The organism is Rhodospirillaceae bacterium, assembly GCA_018662005.1.
In the GTDB taxonomy this organism is placed as follows: Bacteria; Pseudomonadota; Alphaproteobacteria; order Rhodospirillales; family JABHCV01; genus JACNJU01.
In genome coordinates, this window is record JABJHA010000004.1 from 263,631 (window position 1) to 286,453 (window position 22,823).

Here is a 22,823-nt window from a genome sequence, read left to right on the forward strand (position 1 = left end):
GATGGCTGAGGCTGAAAACAAGCATCTGGCAAGTCAGGAAAAGCTGTTACTCGATTATATGCAGCGGCTTGAGGACCAAAAGGACGAGCATTTGGCCGTCCATCTGCATCTGTCGGCCTTAAAGCCCTACAATCGCCGCGACCATCATATACGGGCCGCTGAAAGCAGTTTTGAAAACCTGATCAAATCGCTTCATGGACAACTGTTCATGACCAAAAATTCTGACATGTTCTTCTTCTTTAAAGCCACAGCCCAGGCGCAAGCCGAAACCGTGGTCCAGAAAGTGCGTTTCCTTTTTAGTGATGATCCACTTCTTGAAAATGAAGCGGCCGACGAGAACAGGTTTTCCACCTGGTACAACATCGCTCATCAGTATGAAGAACTTCTTCATCTGATTGAAGGCATACTCGAGTCCGAGGACAAGCGTAAGAAAGAAACCCGCGCTCGCATGGACACGCGCACCTCCCTGAAAGTTCGTCAAAAGGAAGGTGAACCGATAACGCCGGAAATTTTGGCGCGGGTCGAAAGCGCTCTGGAGCGAACTGATCTTTCCAATCTGGTGCGCCGTCAGTTTATTTGTTCGATTGATGGTCAAATGATCCCCGAGCAGGCATTTTCTGAAATGTTCATTTCCATCGCAGATCTGCGCGAGACGATGGTGCCCGGTATTAACCTGCTGTCCAATCGCTGGCTGTTTCAGCATTTAACTGAAAGTCTGGATAAAAGGATGCTGTCGTTGTTATCAAAAAACGATGCTCTGACGATTTCCGGCGATATCAGTTTTAACGCCAATGTAACGACGCTTCTGTCAGACGGGTTTCAGGAATTCGACGAAAATATTATGGCTTCACGCCGGGGCTCGATGATCATTGAATTGCAGAAGGTCGATATTTTCGCCGACCTGGGGGCTTACCTGTTCGCCCGTGAATTTGTTCAGGATAAGGGTTACCGGGTTTGTCTGGATGGTCTCACCCACAACACGATGGCCATGGTTGACCGGGAAAGGCTGGGGGCTGATCTGGTTAAGCTGGTGTGGCATTCGGATATGGTAGACGGGGGCCCTGACATGCACGAAAAAGTGCGCTCCGTGGTCAAGCGGGCCAATCCGTCAAAAGTTATTCTGTGCCGTGTCGATACCCGCGAGGCGATCGACTTTGGCCACTCGGTCGGCATCAAGATGTTCCAGGGGCACTTTGTTGAAAACCTGATTGCCGAAGATGGCCGCAGACGCGAGTTGTTGCGCCTGAAACGACGTATGGAACGCGCCGAAGAAGGCCCCGAATTCAGCGAAGACGACAACTAATCCTTGTCACTGACCCCGGCTTCGGCAAATGTTGCCATGCCGCTGTGACAGGCGACGGCAGCCTTAAGCAAACCAACGGCCAGGGCCGCACCGGATGCTTCTCCAAGACGCATCTCAAAATTAATCAGCGCCGTTTTGTCGAGTTTTTGCAGCAGGCGAAGGTGGCCGGGCTCACTTGATACATGGCCGACCTGACAATGATCGAGCGCCCCCGCCATGGTTGCTTCCAGAACACTGGCCGCGGCGCTGCAAACATAGCCGTCAAGCAGCACCGGCACTCGTTTCATGCGCGCCGCAATGATCGCCCCGGCAATGGCCGCCAGTTCCCGACCGCCCAATCTCATCAGTGTATCCAGTCCGTCACCGCCGGTGTGGCGTTTGACGGCGTCTTCGACGCAGCCAATTTTCAGGGTCATTGCCTCGCCTTCGACACCGGTTCCCGGTCCGGTCCAGTCGGCAGCCTGTCCACCGTAGAGGGCGTGGCAAATGGCGGCGGCTGATGTCGTGTTGCCAATACCCATTTCGCCAAGGCACAAAACATCACAATCGTCCTCGACCACTGCCATGCCGCGGGTAATGGCCTGGATGGTTTCGGCCTCGCTCATGGCCGGGCCTTGCGTGAAGTCAGCAGTCGGATTGTCAAGTTCCAGGGCGTCAACGTTCAGGGTAATGTCGAAGGTCTTGCACAACTGGTTGATGGCCGCCCCGCCTGCCTTGAAGTTGCCGACCATCTGTTCGGTAACGGCGGCAGGATAAGCCGAAACGCCCCTGTCGGTGACGCCGTGATTACCGGCAAAAACATGGGTCCGCGGGTTTTCCATACGCGGCGGGTGACGACCCTGCCAGGCGGCCAGCCAATGAGACAATGCCTCAAGTCTTCCCAAAGACCCCGGTGGTTTGGTTAATTGCGGTTCGCGCTGTGCGGCCTGGGCCATGGACGCCGCGTCAGCTTCGGGAAGGGTCGATAATAAAGCCCGGACATCGTCCAGGGTGTTGATAGCGGGAAGGGATGTCACGTGGGATTGACCTTTCAGAGTGCGAGATGGATTTCTTTTTGTCGGCCATTAACCTATAACCGAATTTGAATTTCCGACACCGCTAATTTTGTAAAAGGACAGCCTGTGGCGAATGGCCAAAACAATCTGAATATTCTGGGCCGCTGGCTACAGGATATTTTGCAGACAGCTGCCTTTTTGACCCGTCTGCCGGTGCCTTTGAGTGCAGATTCCAAAGCCCGCCCGCTGGCTAACGTGGCCTGGGCCTTTCCGGTTGTCGGGTTGCTTGTTGGCGGTTTGGCCGGTTTGGCCTTGCTGCTTGGCTTTCAGTTTGGCCTGCATCCCCTGGTCTGCGGATTGTTCGCCATTGGCCTGCAGGTCCTGATCACAGGCGCATTACATGAAGACGGTCTGGCCGATGTCGCCGATGGTTTTGGCGGTGGTGCCCGGGTGTCCGATAAATTGCGCATCATGCGAGATTCATCGATAGGCAGTTATGGCGCGCTGGCGCTGATTTTTTCAATCACCGTGCGGGCTGGCGCCCTGGCCAGCATGATGACCCCGACAACCGCGGTTCTTGCCCTGATCACCGCAGCAGCGGTTTCCCGGGCAATGATGGTCGCCCTGATGAGCCAAATGGAGATGGCCAGAACGGACGGGCTAGCCGCCGCGGCGGGAAAGCCGGCCCATGATAAAATGCTGGTCGCCCTGGGGCTTGCCGCTGTTTCGGCGTTCCTGCTTCTGGGTGCCGCCGGGTGGAGCGTTCTCGCCGTTGCCGCTATCGCCGCCTTGGCTGTCGGCTGGTTGGCGAAACGTCAAATCGGCGGCCTGACCGGCGACGTTCTGGGAACCACACAACAAGTGACAGAAGCGGCAGCGCTGCTTTGCGTCGCCGTGGTGATTTAGTTATGTCATCAGTCCAGGTCACACGCTGGTGGTGGGTCCGCCACGCCCCGGTTCGGGATCATGTCGGCGTCCTTTACGGCCAGCGCGATGTCCCCTGCGATACCTCTGACAGGCGCTCTTTTGAAGGGCTGGCCGGGAAAGTGCCCGAAGGGGCGGTGTGGGTGACGTCCCATTTGAGTCGCGCCATCGATACGGCGGCGGCGATCCTTGATGCCGGCAGCCCGGTTCCGGTTGACCCGGGCGATCCGATCGCCGAACCGGATTTTGCCGAGCAAAGCTTTGGCGACTGGCAGCACAACAGCTGGGATGATCTGCACGCCGCAGACAGCCCGGAATTTAAAACCTTTTGGGAAAACCCCGGCTGCAACGCACCGCCCGGTGGTGAAAGTTTCGCCGATCAAATGGCCCGCACAGCCAAAACAATTGACCGCATTAACGGTGAGTTTCAGGGTCGGGATATCGTCGCTGTGACCCACGGCGGCACCATCCGCGCCGCCGTTGCCCACGCCATGCAGACCGAGCCGGTGATGGCGCTGGCGGTCACCGTTGATAATCTGACCCTGACCCGTCTTGATCATTTCTCGACGGGTCTGTTCAAGGGCCAGGGCGGGGATTGGCGCATCCTTGGCGTCAACCTGCCGCCGGTTTGATAAAGGAATGTGATTTTTGAACAACAAAACCACAACCGCCCTGCCGCCACTGACCTTGATTCTGGGCGGCCAGCGTTCGGGCAAAAGCGCCTACGCCGAAAGCCTGATCGGCGAGGGCTGCAAGGCTGTCTATCTGGCTACAGGGCAAGCTCTTGACGATGAAATGAACGCCCGCATCGCCCTTCATCGCGCCCGTCGCGGCGATCACTGGTCGACCCTTGAAGAACCGCTCGATCTGGCAGCTGCGCTAAAGGGGGCCCGTCAGCCGCTACTGATCGACAGCTTGGCCATGTGGGTCGCTAATCTTTTGCAAGCAGGTCGGGATGTCGAGGCGGAAACTTTAGCCCTTGTTCAGGCGCTGGAAAGTATTAAATCTGCTGTTGTTATTGTTTCGGATGAAGTTGGTCTCGGCGTCATTCCGGAAAATGCCCTGGCTCGTGAATTTATTGACGCCTTGGGTTTGGCTAATCAACAAATTGCCGCCAGGGCTGAGCGGGTGATTCTGATCACCGCCGGGCTGGCGCAGGTATTAAAAGGATAACTTCAGGCACATGAAAACTCCCGCCACCGTCATCACAGGCTTTCTCGGGGCCGGCAAAACAACCATGATTCGCCACTTGCTGGAAAACGCAGGCGGCAGGCGTATCGCCCTGATCATCAATGAGTTCGGCGATATGGGCTTTGATCGCGAACTTCTGAACAGTTGCGGCATCGAAGGCTGTGCGGAGGGCGACATTGTTGAATTGGCCAATGGCTGCATCTGTTGCACCGTCGCCGATGATTTCCTGCCAACGATGGAAAAACTGCTCGATCGCGACCTGCCACCCGATCACATTATTATCGAAACTTCGGGTCTGGCCCTGCCCAAACCATTGGTCAAGGCCTTCAACTGGCCTGAAATTCGGGCGCGCCTGACCGTCGATGGGGTTATCGCGGTGATCGACGCACCGGCTGTTGCCGAAGGCCGCTTTGCCGACGATGAACAAGCGCTTGAGCCCGCTCCGGATCATGACAATCCGCTGGAAGAAGTTTTTGAAGACCAGTTGTTGTGCGCCGACCTGGTGGTCCTCAACAAAGCCGACGTGGTTGACGCCGAAGCCATCAAAGACATTGCCGAAGGCCTGTGCTCCCACATGCGGGCCGGGGTCAAGGCGATCCCGGCGGTTAAGGGTGCCCTCGACATCAATGTGCTGCTCGGTCTGTCGGCTGCCGCTGAAGATGGTATCGAGGCGCGCAAGTCTCACCACGACAGTGAGGATGATCACGATCACGACGACTTTGAAAGTTTCACCGTCACTTTAAGCGACGTTACTGACCTTGGCGGTTTTGAGGAACGTCTCGCTCAATTGACCGAGGCTCATGATATTTTACGCCTGAAAGGGTTCATCCATGTGCCGGGCAAGGACATGCGTCATGTGGTTCAGGGTGTCGGCCCGCGCATCCAGCGTTATTTCGACCGCCCTTGGGGCGAGGGCGAGGAGCGCCTTGGCCATTTGGTTGTCATAGGCCAGCGTGGTCTGGATCGGGACGCCATCGAAGCGGTATTACTGAGCTAACCCATGCATCTGTTGGCAGCCACACCGGGAGGCGTTTCGGACGGATCGGAAGCCGTTGATCTGGGCCAGAACGCTGGCGACATTGTTGTCTTGAGCGCCGCCGATAGCGAACTTTCGGGCCTTGCCGACGCCTACGCAGAGATGGACGCCAGCGCGCCGTCCTTACGTCTGGCCAATCTGCTCAACCTTGGCCACAACATGTCGGTCGACCTTTATGTGGAAAGCGTCATGTCGGGGGCCAAGCTGGTCATCGTGCGGCTGCTTGGCGGGCGCGGTTACTGGCCTTATGGGGTCGAGCAAGTCGCCGCAGAATGTTTCAGAAAGGGAACGCCGCTGGCCTTGCTTCCCGGTGACGATCAGCCCGACGCGGAATTGGTTACTTTATCAACGCTAGAGTCCGCCGCCTGTCACCGGTTGTGGCAATACTGCGTTCACGGCGGCCCCGCCAACGCGAGGCAGTTTCTTCACTATGCTGCTTCATTGCTTGATCAAAATTCTGACTGGCTGGAGCCGCAGCCGCTGCTCAGGGCGGGTCTTTATATGGCCGGTGGCGACAGTGTCGATCTGGATGACATCCGCACGAGCTGGGTTGCAGACCAACCGACGGCGGCGCTGGTGTTCTACCGGGCGCTGGTCCAGGGCGGAAACCTGAAAGCGGTCGAGGCGATGATTTCAGGTCTTGCGAAGGCCGGTCTCAACCCGCTGCCGGTCTTTGTCGCCAGCCTGAAGGACCCGGTCGCGGCGGCGACGCTGGAACAATTGCTGGGTGACGCCACGCCAGCAGTGATTTTGAATGCCACCGGCTTCGCTGTTTCAAGCCCGGGGGCCCGGCGCACCCCGACGCCGTTTGACGGCTCGGGTGCGCCTGTCTTGCAGGTGGTCTTTTCAAGTTCAAGCCTTAAGTCCTGGCAGGATGGCTTGCATGGCCTGAGCGCTCGCGACATCGCCATGAACGTGGCCCTGCCGGAAGTCGATGGCCATGTTCTTAGCCGCGCCGTCTCGTTCAAGGGTTCAACCCGCCGGGACGAAAAAACCCAGACCGATATCATTACCTATGAGCCAGTTTCCGACCGTGTTGATTTTGTCTGCGCGCTGGCCGCCCGCTGGGCCCGCCTCGCCGCAACGCCGTGCGAAGAACGTCACGTCGCCATCATCCTTGCCAACTATCCCAACAAGGATGGGCGCATCGGTAATGGTGTCGGCCTTGACACACCGGCCGGGATCGTCACCGCGCTGGGCGCCATGAAGGCCGCCGGTTACAGCATCGACGACATGCCGGAGGATGGGCAAGAACTGATCGCCCGACTGCTTCAAGGCCCAACCAATCAGGGGCCAGTTGGCGAGATTTGCGAAACCCTGTCCATGGCCGATTACCAGCAATTCTTCGCCGGGCTTCCCGCAGCAGTTCAAAAGACGGTTAGCGAACGCTGGGGGGCGCCCGAGAACGATTTGATGTATATGCCCGGCGACGTCGATTGCGGGCGCTTCGCCATCCCGGCTTATCGCCTGGGCAAGATCGCCATCGGTCTGCAACCGGCGCGCGGTTACAACATTGATCCGCAATCCAGCTACCACGATCCGGACCTTGTGCCGCCGCATGGCTATCTGGCGTTCTATGCCTGGCTGCGCGGCGAATTTGACGCCGACGCGGTTATTCATTTTGGCAAGCACGGCAATCTGGAATGGTTGCCGGGCAAGTCGCTGGCTTTGTCGGAAGGTTGTTTCCCGGAAGCCGCCCTGGGTCCCCTGCCGCACCTGTATCCGTTCATCGTCAACGATCCCGGCGAAGGCACGCAAGCCAAGCGCCGGGCCTCTGCCGTTATTATTGATCACCTGACGCCGCCGCTGACCCGGGCCGAAAGCTACGGACCATTGGCCGATCTTGAAGGTCTGGTTGATGAATTTTACGAGGCTTCCGGGGTTGACCCCAGGCGTCTGAAAGTTCTGCAAAAGGAAATCCTGACCCTGTGCGCGGCCATCGGTCTGGACGCGGATTGCGGCATGGACACGGCGGAAAGCGACGAAGAGGCATTGGGCCAACTGGATAATTATCTTTGCGAACTGAAGGAAATGCAGATCCGTGATGGCTTGCACATCTTTGGTCAAATTCCAGAAGGTCGATTGCTCACCGATCTTCTGGTTGCCCTGTTGCGGGTGCCAAGAGCGGCGGGTGAAGGTGGAGACGCTTCGATCCTGCGCGCCCTGGCCGCTGATCTGGGGCTTGCTTTCGATCCCCTTGATTGCGACATGGGCGTCACCTGGGATGGCCCGAAACCGGAAATCCTGACAGGGGCGGGCAGTTGGCGTAGCCACGGCGACACCATTGAGCGGCTCGAAGAACTGGCGGCCCGGCTGGTCGCCGGTGAGCAAAAAGCCGATACCAACTGGTCCGGTACGTTGTCGGTTTTGGGGGCTCTGGAAGACAGGATCAAACCCGCTGTCGAAGCCTGTGGTGCTTCTGAGTTGGCCGGGCTTCTGCGCGGTCTCGATGGTCGTTTTGTCGAGCCGGGGCCTTCGGGCGCACCGACCCGTGGCCGCCCCGACGTGCTGCCCAGTGGTCGTAATTTCTATTCCGTCGATACCCGCACCGTGCCGACCCCGGCGGCCTGGACACTGGGCTGGAAGTCGGCTTCACTTTTGATTGAGCACCACCGCCAGGAACATGGCGCGTGGCCAAAGACCATGGCGCTCAGCGCCTGGGGCACGTCGAACATGCGCACCGGCGGTGATGATATCGCGCAAGGTCTGGCCCTGATGGGTGTCAAGCCGACATGGGACGCGGCCTCGCGGCGGGTCACCGGTTTTGAGGTGCTGCCGCTGTCCATTCTTGATCGGCCCCGCGTCGATGTTACCTTGCGCGTGTCGGGCTTTTTCCGCGATGCCTTCCCCGGCCTGATCGATTTGTTTTCCTCTGCCGCCAGCGCCGTCGCCGCTTTGCAAGAAAGCCCCGCCGAAAACCCGCTGGCTGCAAAGGTTGGCGAGGATCGGGCCGACCTTGTGAAAAAGGGCATGGACGCCGAACAGGCCGAAAAGCGCGCTGCTTACCGGGTTTTCGGCTCCATGCCGGGTGCCTACGGTGCCGGTTTGCAGGCCCTGATTGACGAGAAGGGCTGGCAGACAGAAGCCGATCTTGCCCGCGCCTACGTCGCCTGGGGTGGCTACGCCTACGGTGAAGGGGCGGCGGGTGAAGCGGCGCACGGACTTTTTGAAACCCGACTGAAAAATGTTGAAGCGGTGATCCACAATCAGGATAACCGGGAACATGATCTTCTCGACAGCGATGACTACTATCAGTTTGAAGGGGGCATGACGGCGGCGGTGCGGGACCTGTCGGGCAGCCAGCCAAAGGTCTATCATAACGATCACTCGCGCCCCGAAACTCCACGCATCCGCACCCTTGAGGACGAGATCGCCCGTGTCGTGCGGGCCCGCGTCGTCAACCCCAAGTGGATTGAAGGGGTCATGCGTCACGGCTACAAGGGGGCGTTTGAAATGGCCGCCACCGTCGATTACCTGTTCGCCTTCGCCGCCACCGCCCACTGTGTACGCGACCACCATTTCGACGCCGTCTTCGAGGCTTATCTTGCGGACGAGACTGTCAGGGACTTTATTCAAGCCCACAATCCGGACGCCCTGAAGGATATGATCGAACGCCTGCTTGAAGCCCAGGCCCGCGAAATCTGGACTCCGCGCTTGAACAGCACCCACGCCGCCTTAACTGATATGTTAGCTTAACCATAACAAACAGGAACATCCCATGGTCAACACCGACAACGCCCGCCACAGCGAAAAGATGGCCAAGAAAAAAGCTGCCCGTGACAAGATTCTGGCAACCAAGACCGAAGAGAAAGGTCTGCTGATTGTCCACACCGGCAAGGGCAAGGGCAAATCGACAGCGGCCTGGGGCATGGCCATGCGGATGATCGGCCACGGTAAAAAGGTTGGCATCGTGCAGTTTGTCAAAGGCGCCTGGGAAACCGGCGAGCGCGATGTTTTCGAGGCCTTCCCCGAACAGGTGACGATCAAGGCCATGGGCGAAGGCTTCACTTGGGAAACCCAAGATAGGGAGCGCGACGTTGCGGCGGCGGAAGCGGCCTGGGCGGCGGCTAAGGAAATGATCGCTGATGAGGGTTTTTCCATGGTCATTCTGGACGAAATCAACATCGCCCTGCGCTACGAATATCTGGACATCAAAGACGTGGTCGAAGGCCTGGGTGCCCGCCCGCCCATGCTGCACGTTATCGCAACAGGCCGAAACGCCCACGACGACCTGATCGAAGCCGCCGACCTTGTCACCGACATGACCCTCGTCAAACACCCCTTCCGCTCCGGCATCAAGGCCCAGCAGGGGGTTGAGTTTTAGGGGATTACTTCACGGTATTTCCGCTACAATGCCAGGGTTCGGCGATTCGCCGTGTGCTCAGGGGATATCAGATGAAAAAGCCGTTATTTTTAGCCGTCCTGTTAACATTTGTTGTCAGCCTTGCCGGTTGTGCCGAGATGCGCCGTGATGAGCGCTCGACGGCTGTTGATCTGGTTAATCAGGCGACCGAGACGGTGTTACGCTTCAAGGGTATGCCGGACCTGCAAAGGTTTGCCGAATACATGCCAACGGCGCGCGGCATCATTGTCCTGCCCAGCGTCATCAAGGGCGGTTTCATGCTTGGCGGCGAGGGTGGTAACGGGGTGATGATGGTGAAAATGGATGATGGCTCGTGGAGCCACCCGGCCTTCTACATTCTTGGTGCCGCCAGCTTTGGCATTCAAATGGGCTTGCAGGATACGGAAATCGTGCTGGTCCTGCGCAGCAACAATGCGGTCGCCGCCGTCCTTGATCATCAGGGTAAGCTGGGCGCCGATGCCGGGATTACCATCGGCACCGTCGGCCAGGGCGCTGAAATTTCGACGACCACCAACATCGGCGTTGATGTTCTGGCTTTCGCCAATTCAAAAATCGGCCTGTTTGGCGGTGCAGCCCTTGAGGGGGCGGTGCTGGCCCGCCGCGTTGATTTGAACGAAGCCTACTATGGTCAGGGCGTGACACCCAAGGGCATCCTCTATCAGGGTCAGGGACAAAACCCCCAGGCCGACGGGTTGCGGGCCGCGCTGACAGGCCCCTGACGTTCTGATGACCAAAAAACCGGCAAAGCCTGTTCCGGCAGCCCGTGCCCTGATGTTTCAGGGTACCGGATCGGATGTCGGCAAGTCATTGCTGGTGGCGGGGCTGTGCCGGGCTTATGCCAAACGCGGTCTCAAGGTGCGGCCCTTCAAACCCCAGAACATGTCCAACAATGCCGCCGTCACCATTGAAGGCGGCGAGATCGGTCGCGCCCAGGCCCTGCAGGCAAAGGCCGCCGGGGTCGCCCCTTCCATTCATATGAATCCGGTTTTGTTGAAGCCGGAAACCGAGACCGGGGCCCAGGTCATCGTTCAGGGCAAACGCGAGGGGACCATGAAGGCCGCCGACTATCACGCCCTCAAACCAAAGCTGATGAAACGGGTGCTTGAAAGTTTCCGGCAAACAGCAATAGAGGCGGACCTGGTCTTGATCGAAGGGGCGGGCAGTGCGGCGGAGGTCAATTTGCGCGACGCCGATATCGCCAACATGGGCTTTGCCCTGGCCGCCGATGTGCCGGTTGTTCTGATCGCCGATATTGACCGGGGCGGCGTCATCGCCTCCATCGTCGGCACCGATCTGCTGCTTGAGCCGGAAGAGCGAAAACTGCTGGCCGGTTACATCATCAACAAGTTCAGGGGCGATGCGTCGCTGTTCAGCAGCGGCAACGACATCATCACCAAAAAAACCGGCCTGCGTTCTTTTGGTCTGGTTCCTTTTTTCAATGACGCCCGGCTGCTTCCCAAAGAAGACGCCATGGCCCTTGACGGGCGCGACGAGGAGCAAGGCCGGAAGGAGCCGCAAGATATTCTGATTGTCGTACCGAGGCTTTCCCGGATCGCCAATTTTGATGATCTTGATCCGCTGATGGCTGAACCGGATGTGGTGGTCAACATCATCGAGCCCGGCGTTGTTCTGCCAGCTGATGCTGATGTCATTTTGATTCCTGGCTCCAAGGCGACCATCGCCGATCTGGATTTTATAAAACGTCAGGGCTGGGATGTTGATATCGCCGCTCACGTGCGCCGCGGCGGTATCGTCATCGGCCTGTGTGGCGGCTATCAGATGTTGGGCAATAGGCTCTCTGATCCGGACGGTATCGAAGGGGTGGCAGGCGAGGTTGACGGCCTCGGCCTGCTCGATGTGGAAACGGTTCTTTCCGACGACAAGGCTCTTGAGACCGTTTCGGGTGTCGATATCGCCAGCGGCGAGAAAGTTCATGGCTATGAAATGCACTTAGGCTTAAGTGAAGGGCCAGACCGGGCCAATCCCTGGATCATGCTGGATGATGGTCGCAGCGAAGGCGCGCGCAGTTCGGACGGCCGGGTGCTGGGGTCATACCTGCACGGGATTTTCGCCGCCGATTCCTTCCGTCACGCTTTTTTAGCGAGCCTTCGCTCCGGTCGGGTTCATGAAACCGCCCACGACCTGCGGGTTGAGAAAACCCTCGACGCGCTGTCCGATCATCTGGAAAAGCACCTGGACCTGAACCATCTTTATGATTGTGCGCGGCCAGTCAGTTAACCAGATACGCCGCCAGCGCCGAAAGTGTCAGCACCGCCATGGCTGTTGATATCAGGATCGCGCTTGAGGCGCGCAGCACGTAAACACCGAAACTCTGGGCGACGATATAGACGTTTCCGGCAACCGGAGCCGCCGCCGTTAGAATGGCCGCGGTTGCCCAAAGCGGCTCGATATCAAAAATCATGGTCATGGAAATCCACATGGCGGCCGGATGGATGAATAATTTGAAGATACTCATGGTGGCGGCCTCGCCAAGCCCTTCGGACAATGGCCGACTGGCCAGGGTGGCGCCCAGGGCGAACAATGCGCACGGCCCTGCCGCCTTGCCCAAAAGTCCGGTGAAAGAAGCCAGCGGGGCGGGAAGGTCAAAACCGCTGGCGGCATAAACAACGCCGGCCATAATCGACAACACAAACGGATTGAGCACGACGCCCCTGACAACATTGCGCGTGAAATCCAGCCAGACGCCGGTGGCGTGGCGATCAATTTCCAGAAGCGCAATGGATAGCGGCACCAGGACAATCAGGTCGACAAGCCATCCCAGCACCACCGGCAAGGCGGCATCGATTCCCAACAGGGCGGTGATCAGCGGCAACGCCAGATAGCCCACGTTACCAACACTGGCGGCCTGTCCTTGCAAGGCCGCCATGCCAAGGGTGGTTTTGAACAGGAGGCGACTCAAAAAAGCGGCGGCGACGAACACGGCGATGCTGGCGCTTAAGTAAGCGCCCATAAAACCGGGGTTGACGATGTCAGCCAGCGGCTTTTCGGCAAGGGAGGAGAAAATCAGGCAGGGCAGGGCGAAGTAGAAGACAAAGGCGTTCAGGCCCTTGATGCCTTCATCGCCAAGCAAGCCTTTGCGACCGGCCAGATATCCGCAGCCGATCAGGGCGAAAAACGGCAGCGTGATGGTAATGATGTTTTGCATTAGCCACTCATGCGAACAATAACCAGCGCCGCTACCCAGGCCCCGTTGATCAGGGAGGCTGTGACATAAAGATAGAGCATCCGGGAAATGTCCTTAGCCGTGGCGCGGGCTGTGCCGTCGCCGATCCACGGATCATCGATGACGTTCTCAAGGTAGCGCCGGGGGCCGGCCAGGGCCAACCCAAGCGCCCCCGCGGCGGCTCCTTCAGGCCAGCCAGCGTTCATGGAGCGGTGCTTGCCGGAATCCCGAAGCATAATTTTCAAGGCCTTCAACGGACTGGCCCCAGGGGTGAAGATGGCGGCCAGGGACAGGAACAAGCCGGACAGTCGGGCCGGGATCAAATTGAGCACATCATCAAGCCTGGCTGCGGTCATTCCGAAAGCCCGGTACTTGGGGGTCATGTGGCCGATCATTGAATCCATGGTGTTGACCGCCTTGTACACCATCAGCCCCGGCAACCCGAACAGCACGTACCAAAAGACAGGGGCAATCAGGCCGTCGGAGAAATTTTCGGCGCAGGATTCGGTGGCGGCGCGGGCGACGCCGTGCTCATCAAGATACTTGGGGGCGCGACCGACGATATGGGAAACTGCCTCACGTCCTTGCTCCAACCCTTGATTCAGACCAAGAGCAACGGCCCGGACACTGTCATAAAGACCACGTCCGGCAAGCAGGGCGGTCAGCAGGAACAGCTCGGGCACCCAGCCGAAATCATGATGTTGGGTCAGCCAGGAAGCACACCAGCCAATAAACCCGGCGAGACCGCAAATAAAGACCACGACCAGCGCCCCGCGCATGGCCCGGTCAATGGCGGAACGGTTATCGCGGTTGAGTTTGCGGTCGCACCAGTCGATCAGCGCCCCGATCATTTCCACGGGATGGCGAAATAACTTGAACGGCATTCTGGCATCACCCAGATAGGCGTCCAGCAACAGGGCAATTAACAGCAGGGAGAGCGGGTCGAAACCATGCTCTGTGCTTGCGAATCCAAAGGTAAACATGGGCGACAGTTTGGGAGTCCCAAAACATTGCGTCAAATGAAATACGGATGCTGACAAAGATGAGCTTCGGGCCTATAGTCGCCAGCTCGAAACTGCGCCCAACTTTTTCGACCGGAGGCAATGACCAGTCGACGTCCGGCGCAGCAATTTTATTAACGCACGAAGGCTAGGACCAGGCGTATGGACGATTTCCCCCAAGACCCTAAAACGGGTGTGATGATATGTGGCCACGGCAGTCGCGACGAAGGCGCTGTCAGTCAATTCAATACATTGGCCGGGCACCTGAAAGAAAAGCTGCCCCAGTACGATATTGAAAGCGGCTTCCTTGAGTTTGCCTCCCCTGTGTTGCGCACCGGCCTTGACGCCCTGAAAGAACGCGGGGCTGAAAGAATTCTCTGCTTGCCGGGCATGTTATTCGCCGCCGGTCACGTCAAGAACGACTTGCCCAGCGAGGTCAATGAATTTGCCGCCGAAAATCCCGATATCGACGTCCGCTACGGTCGCGAACTGGCCATCGACCGGCGCTTGCTGAAAGCCGCGGCAGAGCGCATCGAAGAAGCCGAAGCCTTGGCAGATACCAAAGTCCGTCGCGCCGACACCTTGCTGATGGTGGTCGGTCGCGGCACCAACGATTCGGACGCCAATTCCAATGTCTGCAAGATCGCCCGCATGTTGTGGGAAGGCATGGGCTTTGGTTGGGCAGAGGTCAGTTATTCAGGTGTCACCACGCCGCTCGTCAACGCCGGTCTCGCCCACGCCGTGAAGCTTGGTTACAAGCGGATTATCGTCTTCCCGTACTTTTTGTTCACCGGCATTCTTGTTCAAAGAATATACGACTGGGCCGATGAAGCCCAGGCCGCCCATCCGGAAGTGGAAATCCTCAAAGCCGGATACCTGAACGACCATCCGCTGCTGATCGACACCTTCATCGACCGGGTCGGCGAAATGTTGAGCGGCGAGAACGTCATGAACTGTCAGCTTTGCAAGTACCGGGAACAGATCATCGGTTTCGAGGCTGACGTTGGTCAGCCACAGGTTGGCCATCATCATCATGTGCGGGGCATCGGCACCGATCATGATCATGATCATGCTCACGATCACCATCATCATCATCACGCAGATGGCGACAAGGGGAGCTGACCCGTGGCCGCAACTCCTGTCCGTTTTGATTACCTGAAAGACCCGATCGCGATTTACAAACAATCGTTCGCGATGATCGATAAGGTTATCGAGGCGGAGATCCCTAACCATATTTATGCCGTCGCGGCGCGTCTGGTTCATGCCTCTGGGATGGCGGATATTGTCGATGATCTTGCTTTTTCTGAAAACGCCGGAAGCGTTGGTGTGCAAGCGTTGGCGGCTGGGGCGACGGTTTTGTGTGACGCGGAAATGGTCTCCGCCGGCATTATCCGAAAGCGCTTGCCCGCGAATAATCAGGTGATCTGCACCCTGAATGATCCTTCCACCGCGACAAGCGCCAAGGACCTTGCAACCACCCGTTCAGCCGCCGCCCTCGATTTGTGGACGCCCTATCTGGAAGGTTCCGTTGTCGCTATCGGCAACGCGCCAACGGCCTTGTTTCGCTTGCTTGAGCTGATTGGAGAGGGGGCTCTGCGCCCGGCGCTCATTCTGGGTTTCGCCGTCGGCTTTGTCGGGGCCGCCGAATCCAAGCAGGCGCTGATTAATCAGGCGGAGGCACTGGGGGTTCCCTTTATCACCCTTAAGGGCCAGCGTGGCGGCAGCGCCATGGCTTCGGCGGCGGTGAATGCCCTTGCTGGAGGTAATGAGACATGAGCCCCTGGATTACCGTTATTGGCATCGGCGAGGACGGCCTTGAAGGGTTAAGCGCCGCCCGTCTGGATCAGATCAATGCCGCAGATGTGCTCATCGGCGGTGCCCGTCATCATGGAAAAGTCGATAACCCTGAGGCCGAACTTCTCGACTGGGGCAAGGGTTTCGATACGGCGCTCAAGGAAATCGAAAAACGAAAAGGTAAAAACATCGTCGTGCTGGGTTCTGGCGATCCCATGAACTACGGGATCGGCGCTGTACTGGTGCGCCATTTCGGCACCGACGCTGTGATCATCCATCCGGCGCCCGGCGCGTTTTCACTTGCCGCCGCTCGTATGGGCTGGTCGATTCCTGATACTGAAACTCTGACCATTCATGGCCGTCCGCTTGAAACCCTAAACCGTTATGTCATGCCCGGGGCTCGTTTGCTGGTGTTGACCCAGGACGGCGATACCCCGGCAAAAGTGGCGAGACTGTTAACCGAAAAGGGATACGGCGAAAGTCGGATAACGGTTCTGGAACATCTTGGCGGGAGCAAGGAAAACAAACTCGAGGGCACGGCTGCGACCTGGAATTTTGAACGCGCCGCAGACCTTAATACGTTGGCCATCGATTGTATTGCCGGGATTGATGCGCCCGCCTTATCACGGACACCGGGTTTGCCTGACGAGGTTTTCGAGAACGATGGCCAGCTGACCAAGCGGGAAGTGCGGGCCGCCACACTGGCGCAATTGCAACCGTTGCCGGGGCAGGTGTTGTGGGATATCGGTGCGGGTTCAGGCTCCATTTCCATCGAATGGCTAAGGCTTGGCGGCCATCGGCGCGCCATCGCCATCGAGAGAAACCCTGAGCGCGTCGCCGCTATCAAACGCAACGCCGATACTTTGGGGACACCCGACCTGATTGTCGTCGAGGGTGATTTCGATGTCGTTAAAGGTGATTTGAAATATCAGCCCGACGCCATTTTCGTGGGTGGCGGGGCATCAAGCCCGCAACTGTTAAAGGCGGCCTGGACGGCGCTTAATCGTGGTGGGCGCTTTGTCGTCAATGCGGTCAGCATAGAAGCCGAACAAGCGCTGCTTGCTTTTAGGGCAGAATTTGGCGGGGATTTAAGTCGCCTTTCCATCGAGCGTGCCGGGCCCATCGGGTCTTTAAGTGTTTTCAGGCCGCTTATAACAGTGACCCAGCTCGTTCACAGGAAATCAACATGACCGGCCTGCTTTATGGTCTTGGCCTTGGCCCCGGTGATCCTGATCTTGTCACCATCAAGGCGGCGGCGATTCTGGCCGAAGTTGCGGTGATTGCCTATGTCACGCCTTTAAAAAATGGTGCGCCCGGCGATTCTTTTGCCCGTGCTATTGCCGACCCGCACCTTGCAACAGAGAAAACCGAAATCACCATTTCCATTGCAATGAGCGAAGACCCGGCCCCGGGCCAACTGGCATACGATCAGGCATCAAGGGAAATCGCCGGACACCTTGATGCGGGCCGGGACGTCGCGGTTTTGTGCGAGGGTGATCCGTTGCTTTACGGCTCGTTCATGTATGTGCTGGAGCGCCTGAAGGAAACTTACGAAGTTGTCACCGTGCCGGGGGTCAGTTCCTTAAGCGCGGCTGCTGCTGCGGCCAGTCAGCCGCTGGTCTCACGCCATCAAAGCCTTGCCTTGATCCCGGCGACCTTGCCCGCCGATCAGATCAGAATGCGTCTTGAGGCGGCGGACGCGGCGGCCATCTTCAAGGTTGGCCGCAACATGGCCAAAGTCAAACAGGTGCTTGACGCCCTTGGACGCATGGACGGGGCGATTTATGTAGAGCGCGCTTCGCTGCCCGATGCCAGGGTTTTGCCACTTGCCGATGCACCCGATGACGCCCTTTATTTTTCAATGATACTGACGACGGAAACCTGAATTCATGACGGTAGTACTGGTGCTCGATCAGGGCGCGCTTGAGCTGGCAAAGACTCTTAAACAAACCCTGCAAGGGGCGCGCATTCACGGGCTCGCCCACAGGGTCGAGGGTACCGATGAAACCTTCACCGACACCGCGCCCCACTTGCGTAAACTCTTTCAGTCCGGCGAGGCGATCATCGGCATTTGTGCAACCGGCATTCTGGTTCGCGCGCTGGCCCCGGTTCTTGTCGATAAACAAAATGAGCCGCCGGTCATAGCGATGGCGGCGGATAGCTCGGTGGTGGTGCCGCTGCTGGGTGGGCACAACGGCGGCAATCGTCTGGCCGCTGAAATCGCTGAAATGACCGGTTCAATAAATGCCATGACCACGGCGGGTGATGTAAGACTGGGTGTCGCCCTTGATGATCCGCCGAAGGGTTGGCGCGTCGCGGGCCGCGCCAACGCCAAAGAGATCGCGGCGCGCCTGCTGGCGGGAACGCCGGTGCGGCTGGATGTGGACTGTGGCGATGCCGATTGGCTCATCCGTTCGCAGGCGTCTTTTGATCAAAATGTACCGGGTCCACGTCTACGGGTTACCGCCGAAGATATTTCGGATGAGACCGAAGATCTTGTCCTGCACCCGCCGGTGCTGGCCCTTGGTGTTGGATGCGAGCGTGATTGCGAACCGGCAGAACTTATGACTCTGGTCGAAGAAACATTGGCGGAGGCCGGTTTATCGGCAGGGGCGGCGGCGTGCGTTGTCTCGCTTGATGTAAAAATGGACGAGCCCGCCGTTCACGCTGTTGCTGCAGGCTTTGGTGTTCCGGCACGTTTTTTCACAGCCGAAGAACTGCTGGTTGAAACGCCGCGCCTTGCCAATCCGTCAGACGTTGTCTTTAACGAAGTTGGCTGTCATGGGGTTAGCGAAGGGGCTGCACTGGCAGCCGCTGGCGCGAATGGGACCTTGCGGGCCGAGAAGAAACGCTCGAAACGGGCAACCTGCGCCATCGCCTACAATGAAGTTGGCATTGACGCAGACGCGGTTGGCCGGGCGCGTGGACGCTTGAGCATTGTCGGCATTGGTCCCGGTTCGGACGCCTGGCGCACACCCGAAGCCTCCGCCCAATTGGCGGCGGCGAGCGATGTTGTTGGTTACGGGCTTTATCTTGACCTGGTCGCCGATTTAATCGCCGGTAAGGAGCGTCATGTTTCTGAACTGGCGCAGGAAGAAGACCGGGTTCGTCGGGCCCTTGATCTGGCCGGTGAAGGACGTAACGTCGCCCTTGTTTGTTCCGGCGACGCCGGAATTTACGCGCTGGCAACGCTGGCGTTCGAGTTGATGGACAGGGAAGACCGGGCCGACTGGAACCGCACGGAAGTTTCCGTAACCCCCGGCGTATCGGCCTTGCAGGCCGCAGCCGCCCGCATTGGCGCGCCTATCGGTCATGATTTCTGCACCATCTCCCTGTCGGACCTGTTGACACCGTTTGATGAAATCGAGCGCCGCCTGCACGCCGCTGCCGATGGGGATTTTGTCGTCGCTTTTTATAATCCGGTGTCAAAGCGCAGGCGCACCCAGCTGGCCCGGGCCCAGCAGATTCTTGTTGCCAAGCGCGGGCCCGATGCGCCGGTGGTGCTGGCCCGTAATCTTGGACGCGAAGGCGAAGACATTAATGTGATCAGACTAGGCGAGCTGACCCCGGACCATGCCGACATGTTGACAATGGTGCTGGTCGGAAACTCTCAGTCGCGCCACATAACACGTGGCGGGCGGCAATGGGTTTACACGCCGCGCGGGTACGCTGCTAAAATGACATGACGTTTTTAAATAGGAGATTTTCCATGAAGATGATTATCAGCCTTCTTGTTTTTCTTTTCACCGCGCTGCCGGTGGCGGCGCAGACAGCCAGTGGCAGGATTCCCGATACGGTCTTTGGCGCGGAAGAGAAGAAAATTATTTCTGATTATCTGAAAAACAAACTGGGATTGCCCGACACCGCTAAATCTGAAGAGGACGCGGAAGACGAATCCGGGAAAAAAGATAAATCAAAGAAGAACAAAAATAAGAACAAGGGCAAGAATAAGAAAAAACAGATGCCCCCTGGTCTTGCTAAACGCAATGAACTGCCGCCGGGGTTGGCCAAGCGCCATACCTTGCCCCCGGGCTTACAGGTCAGGGAATTGCCCGATGATCTTGTCGACCAGTTGCCGCCGACCGAAAAGGGGCTGGAGAGGATCATCGCCGATGGAAGCGTGGTGTTGCTCGAAAAGGCGACAGGCCGGATTCTCGATATCATTTTGGGCGATAAAAAATGATCGTTCATTTTATCGGCGCCGGGCCCGGTGCGGCTGATCTGATTACGGTTCGCGGTTTGAACCTGATCAAGGCTGCCGGGGTTGTTCTTTATGCCGGATCCCTTGTGCCGGAGGCTGTCGTGGCCGAAGCCTCCGAAAGCGCCCGCGTTGTTGATACCGCTCCCCTGCATCTTGATGAAATTGTCGATGAAATAAAGACCGCCCATGAGAACGGCCTGGATGTGGCGCGGGTTCATTCAGGCGATCCATCCCTATACGGGGCCGTCGCCGAACAAATGCGGCGTCTAGACGAACTTGGCATCGATTACGATGTGACCCCCGGGGTTTCGGCTTACGCCGCGGCTGCGGCGGCCATGAAAACAGAACTGACGCTTCCCGGCGTCAGTCAAAGCGTCATTCTGACCCGTACGGCGGTGCGTTCTTCGGACATGCCGGAGCGCGAAGATCTGGCAACGTTGGGGCAAAGTGGCGCGACCCTGGCCATCCATCTGTCGGTCAATAATATGGCTAAGGTGGTCCGTGATCTGGTTCCCCATTACGGCGAGGATTGCCCCGTCGCCGTTGTTTACCGGGCCAGCTGGCCCGATGAAATGATCCTTCGCGGCACCCTGGATGACATTCGAGTCAAGGTTAAGGCGGCAGGCATCACCCGCACAGCATTGATCATTGTCGGAAGGGTGTTGGGTGAAAATGCGTTTGAAGATTCAAGATTGTACGCCGCCGATCACCATCATGTGCTGAGGCCGAAAGAAGCCTAAACTCGACTTTCCAGCCACAATAGGGCCTCGCTTTCGGTATCGACAGCTTCTCCCGGCTCAGGCAGCGGGCGACGTAGCAGGACGATGGGAATGCGATTGCGGATGGCGGCGGTGATTTTTGCCACCGTTCCCTCGCCGCCGCTTTGTTTGGCAAGCAGGCTGTCGATTTTGTGCTCTTCCATCAGGGCCAGTTCATCATCAAGCCGGTAGGGCGGGCGACCGGTGATCAGGGTGATATTGTCTCCTGCTAGCGGCTCCGCAGGTTTTTCAATAACGCGGACGACAAAGTGGATGTCCGGGAAATCAGCCAAAACGTCGAGGCTGCTTTGGCCGGTTGTCACCAGTACCCGTTTGGCAAAGTCTGACAACAACTGCACGGCCTCGTTCATATCGTCTGCCTCAAGCAATTTCGCCCCCGGCGGTAAATTCCATGCTGGACGAGCCAGTGTCAGGCGTGGTGTTTCAGTTGCTTGGGCAGCATCGTAGGCGTTTGCCGAAATGGTGGCGGCAAAAGGATGAGTGGCGTCGATCAAAAAATCGACGCTCTCGTTTTTGATAAAGTCGGCCAGCCCCGGGCCACCGCCAAAACCACCAATGCGAACGTTTGCTTTCAAGTCGCGCACCGGCTTGACCCGCCCGGCAAGTGAATAAATGACCTCAAGACGTCCGGCAAACTGGTCGACAGCCAGATCTGCCAGTTTGGCGGCCTCGCCTGTGCCACCCAAAATCAACAAGCGTTTGATTTTAGCCATCGGAATCTCCTTGTGCGCGACCGACCAGCCCGCCGTCTCTGTCAAAAACGCAAATCTCGACAGACAGACCTCCATCAACCGCCGACAGTGCCACATCGTGGGCGCGCCGGGCAATCAGGTCGGCGAGGGGGAGGTTTTGTGACCTGGCAATCTCGAGCACAGCCATGGCTGTGGTTGCCTTTTTGGTATCGGCAAGGCTTTTGTCGTCGCCACCCAGTTCATTCAGGCAGTCGGCAAGTTTGTTAAAATCGAGTTGTGAGCGGGCCGAATGCAGGTCCATGTTTCCCTGCGCCAGTTTGGTCAACTTGCCAAAACCGCCGGCCAGGGTCAGTTTCTTGACGGGATGATGACGCAGGTATTTCAAAAGCCCCCCGGCGAAGTCTCCCATATCGATCAGGGCGCTATCGGTAAGGTTATAAAGCGCCTTGATTGCGGCTTCGGATGTGCTGCCGGTAGTTGCTGCAATGTGGGTAAGGCCGGTTGCCCTGGCCACATCAATACCGCTGTGAATGGAATGAATCCATGCCGAACAGGAATACGGCCTGACAATGCCGGTGGTGCCAAGGATCGACAGTCCGCCGATGATGCCAAGGCGGCCGTTCATGGTCTTTTGCGCCAGTTTTTCGCCGCCGGGGATGGCGATGGTGATGTTAAAATCCGCCGGTATATTAAAATTTGATGCAATAGCCTCTGTAACCTCGGTGATCATTTTGCGTGGCGCAGGGTTGATGGCGGGCTCACCCGCGGGAACGGGCAGACCGGGCAGGGTGACGGTTCCAACGCCCTGGCCTGCTTCAAATGTGACGCCGCTTCCGGCTTTGCCCGGACAGACGGTGACAATGATTTCGGCCCCGTGAGTGACATCCGGGTCATCCCCGGCATCTTTGATGATGCCAGCGCTGGCTTGGTCCCTTTCCAGGGAATGCTGCGAGAGGGTAAAGGTCGGTTTCTTGCCGCCGGGAAGGCTGATTGTCACGTCATTGTCAAAATGACCTTGCAACAGGGCCTGAAGCGCCGCCTTGGTGGCGGCCGTGGCGCAGGCACCGGTTGTCCATCCATAGCGAAGTTTCCCCGCTGGCTTAAACTGATCGTCATTCATAGGCAATATAGTACAGCTTTCCCGGAATCCCGATCATGGTTTTTTAAGCAGAAATTCAAAATAAGTGTGGTTTGCCCTTGATGGTGGGGCCGGGGCGACTATCATGTGTGGCTGACAGTAATTAGAAATTTGAAAAACCATGGCTGACAATAAACCAGGCGAATCCAAACAAGAAACAACCAAGGGCGAGGAATCCAAAAAAACCGTGGATTCCAAAAAAACCGCGGAGTCCAAAAAGGC

21 protein-coding genes are annotated in these 22,823 nt (G+C 57.9%); 16 read left to right on the top strand and 5 right to left on the bottom strand.

Going from position 1 to position 22,823, the window contains the following annotated elements; all coding sequences use genetic code 11:
* The first annotated feature begins 1 nt into the window (after position 1).
* Positions 2-1,303, top strand: coding sequence for a hypothetical protein (locus HOL66_02540; GenBank protein MBT5243107.1), 1,302 nt, complete (start codon positions 2-4; stop codon positions 1,301-1,303).
* Here the strand turns inward: HOL66_02540 and cobT are convergent.
* Positions 1,300-2,301: a nicotinate-nucleotide--dimethylbenzimidazole phosphoribosyltransferase gene (gene cobT / locus HOL66_02545; protein ID MBT5243108.1), complete on the bottom strand. Its 1,002-nt coding sequence runs from the start codon at positions 2,299-2,301 to the stop codon at positions 1,300-1,302. The genes HOL66_02540 and cobT overlap by 4 nt on opposite strands.
* A gap of 123 nt (positions 2,302-2,424) precedes the next feature.
* Between cobT and cobS the strand changes: the two genes are divergently transcribed.
* The 8 genes from cobS to HOL66_02585 all read left to right on the top strand — a co-directional run bounded on the left by cobS (position 2,425) and on the right by HOL66_02585 (position 12,050).
* Positions 2,425-3,204 carry an adenosylcobinamide-GDP ribazoletransferase gene (gene cobS / locus HOL66_02550; protein ID MBT5243109.1) on the top strand — a complete coding sequence of 260 codons (780 nt, stop codon included), beginning with the start codon at positions 2,425-2,427 and terminating at the stop codon, positions 3,202-3,204.
* A 2-nt stretch (positions 3,205-3,206) separates the two neighbouring features.
* Positions 3,207-3,854: a histidine phosphatase family protein gene (locus HOL66_02555; protein MBT5243110.1), complete on the top strand. Its 648-nt coding sequence runs from the start codon at positions 3,207-3,209 to the stop codon at positions 3,852-3,854.
* A gap of 49 nt (positions 3,855-3,903) precedes the next feature.
* Entirely contained in the window at positions 3,904-4,395 is a 492-nt protein-coding gene (gene cobU, locus HOL66_02560; GenBank protein ID MBT5243111.1) for a bifunctional adenosylcobinamide kinase/adenosylcobinamide-phosphate guanylyltransferase, read from the top strand.
* A gap of 10 nt (positions 4,396-4,405) precedes the next feature.
* Complete coding sequence (gene cobW / locus HOL66_02565; GenBank protein MBT5243112.1) at positions 4,406-5,410, top strand: cobalamin biosynthesis protein CobW; 1,005 nt, start codon at positions 4,406-4,408, stop codon at positions 5,408-5,410.
* A 3-nt stretch (positions 5,411-5,413) separates the two neighbouring features.
* Positions 5,414-9,145 (top strand): cobaltochelatase subunit CobN, encoded by a 3,732-nt coding sequence (cobN, locus tag HOL66_02570; protein ID MBT5243113.1) that lies wholly within the window; start codon positions 5,414-5,416, stop codon positions 9,143-9,145.
* A gap of 22 nt (positions 9,146-9,167) precedes the next feature.
* Positions 9,168-9,773 carry a cob(I)yrinic acid a,c-diamide adenosyltransferase gene (gene cobO, locus HOL66_02575; protein MBT5243114.1) on the top strand — a complete coding sequence of 202 codons (606 nt, stop codon included), beginning with the start codon at positions 9,168-9,170 and terminating at the stop codon, positions 9,771-9,773.
* 71 nt (positions 9,774-9,844) lie between these two features.
* On the top strand, positions 9,845-10,531 hold the full coding sequence (locus HOL66_02580; protein MBT5243115.1) for a lipid-binding SYLF domain-containing protein: 687 nt from the start codon (positions 9,845-9,847) through the stop codon (positions 10,529-10,531).
* A gap of 7 nt (positions 10,532-10,538) precedes the next feature.
* On the top strand, positions 10,539-12,050 hold the full coding sequence (locus tag HOL66_02585; GenBank protein MBT5243116.1) for a cobyric acid synthase: 1,512 nt from the start codon (positions 10,539-10,541) through the stop codon (positions 12,048-12,050).
* Here the strand turns inward: HOL66_02585 and HOL66_02590 are convergent.
* Positions 12,043-12,978, bottom strand: a complete 936-nt coding sequence (locus HOL66_02590) for an AEC family transporter (protein ID MBT5243117.1) — start codon at positions 12,976-12,978, stop codon at positions 12,043-12,045. The genes HOL66_02585 and HOL66_02590 overlap by 8 nt on opposite strands.
* Positions 12,978-13,979, bottom strand: coding sequence for a cobalamin biosynthesis protein CobD (gene cobD / locus HOL66_02595; GenBank protein ID MBT5243118.1), 1,002 nt, complete (start codon positions 13,977-13,979; stop codon positions 12,978-12,980). The genes HOL66_02590 and cobD overlap by 1 nt, the downstream gene beginning before the upstream one ends.
* Positions 13,980-14,195: 216 nt before the next feature.
* Between cobD and HOL66_02600 the strand changes: the two genes are divergently transcribed.
* The 7 genes from HOL66_02600 to cobM are packed head-to-tail and all read left to right on the top strand — an operon-like array spanning position 14,196 to position 20,732.
* Positions 14,196-15,119 carry a sirohydrochlorin chelatase gene (locus HOL66_02600; GenBank protein MBT5243119.1) on the top strand — a complete coding sequence of 308 codons (924 nt, stop codon included), beginning with the start codon at positions 14,196-14,198 and terminating at the stop codon, positions 15,117-15,119.
* A 3-nt stretch (positions 15,120-15,122) separates the two neighbouring features.
* Positions 15,123-15,773: a precorrin-8X methylmutase gene (locus tag HOL66_02605; protein ID MBT5243120.1), complete on the top strand. Its 651-nt coding sequence runs from the start codon at positions 15,123-15,125 to the stop codon at positions 15,771-15,773.
* Positions 15,770-16,981, top strand: a complete 1,212-nt coding sequence (gene cbiE / locus HOL66_02610; protein MBT5243121.1) for a precorrin-6y C5,15-methyltransferase (decarboxylating) subunit CbiE — start codon at positions 15,770-15,772, stop codon at positions 16,979-16,981. Before HOL66_02605 ends, cbiE begins: the two co-directional genes overlap by 4 nt.
* Entirely contained in the window at positions 16,978-17,676 is a 699-nt protein-coding gene (gene cobI, locus HOL66_02615) for a precorrin-2 C(20)-methyltransferase (GenBank protein ID MBT5243122.1), read from the top strand. Before cbiE ends, cobI begins: the two co-directional genes overlap by 4 nt.
* Positions 17,677-17,680: 4 nt before the next feature.
* Positions 17,681-19,477, top strand: a complete 1,797-nt coding sequence (gene cobJ / locus HOL66_02620) for a precorrin-3B C(17)-methyltransferase (protein MBT5243123.1) — start codon at positions 17,681-17,683, stop codon at positions 19,475-19,477.
* A gap of 23 nt (positions 19,478-19,500) precedes the next feature.
* Positions 19,501-19,974: a hypothetical protein gene (locus HOL66_02625; GenBank protein ID MBT5243124.1), complete on the top strand. Its 474-nt coding sequence runs from the start codon at positions 19,501-19,503 to the stop codon at positions 19,972-19,974.
* Positions 19,971-20,732, top strand: a complete 762-nt coding sequence (cobM, locus tag HOL66_02630; GenBank protein ID MBT5243125.1) for a precorrin-4 C(11)-methyltransferase — start codon at positions 19,971-19,973, stop codon at positions 20,730-20,732. Before HOL66_02625 ends, cobM begins: the two co-directional genes overlap by 4 nt.
* Here cobM and HOL66_02635 read toward each other — a convergent pair.
* Both HOL66_02635 and HOL66_02640 read right to left on the bottom strand, forming a co-directional pair.
* Complete coding sequence (locus HOL66_02635; GenBank protein MBT5243126.1) at positions 20,729-21,484, bottom strand: cobalt-precorrin-6A reductase; 756 nt, start codon at positions 21,482-21,484, stop codon at positions 20,729-20,731. The two genes, cobM and HOL66_02635, sit on opposite strands and share 4 nt — an antisense overlap.
* Positions 21,477-22,583 carry a cobalt-precorrin-5B (C(1))-methyltransferase gene (locus tag HOL66_02640; protein MBT5243127.1) on the bottom strand — a complete coding sequence of 369 codons (1,107 nt, stop codon included), beginning with the start codon at positions 22,581-22,583 and terminating at the stop codon, positions 21,477-21,479. The genes HOL66_02635 and HOL66_02640 overlap by 8 nt, the downstream gene beginning before the upstream one ends.
* Between the last annotated feature and the right edge of the window lie 240 nt (positions 22,584-22,823).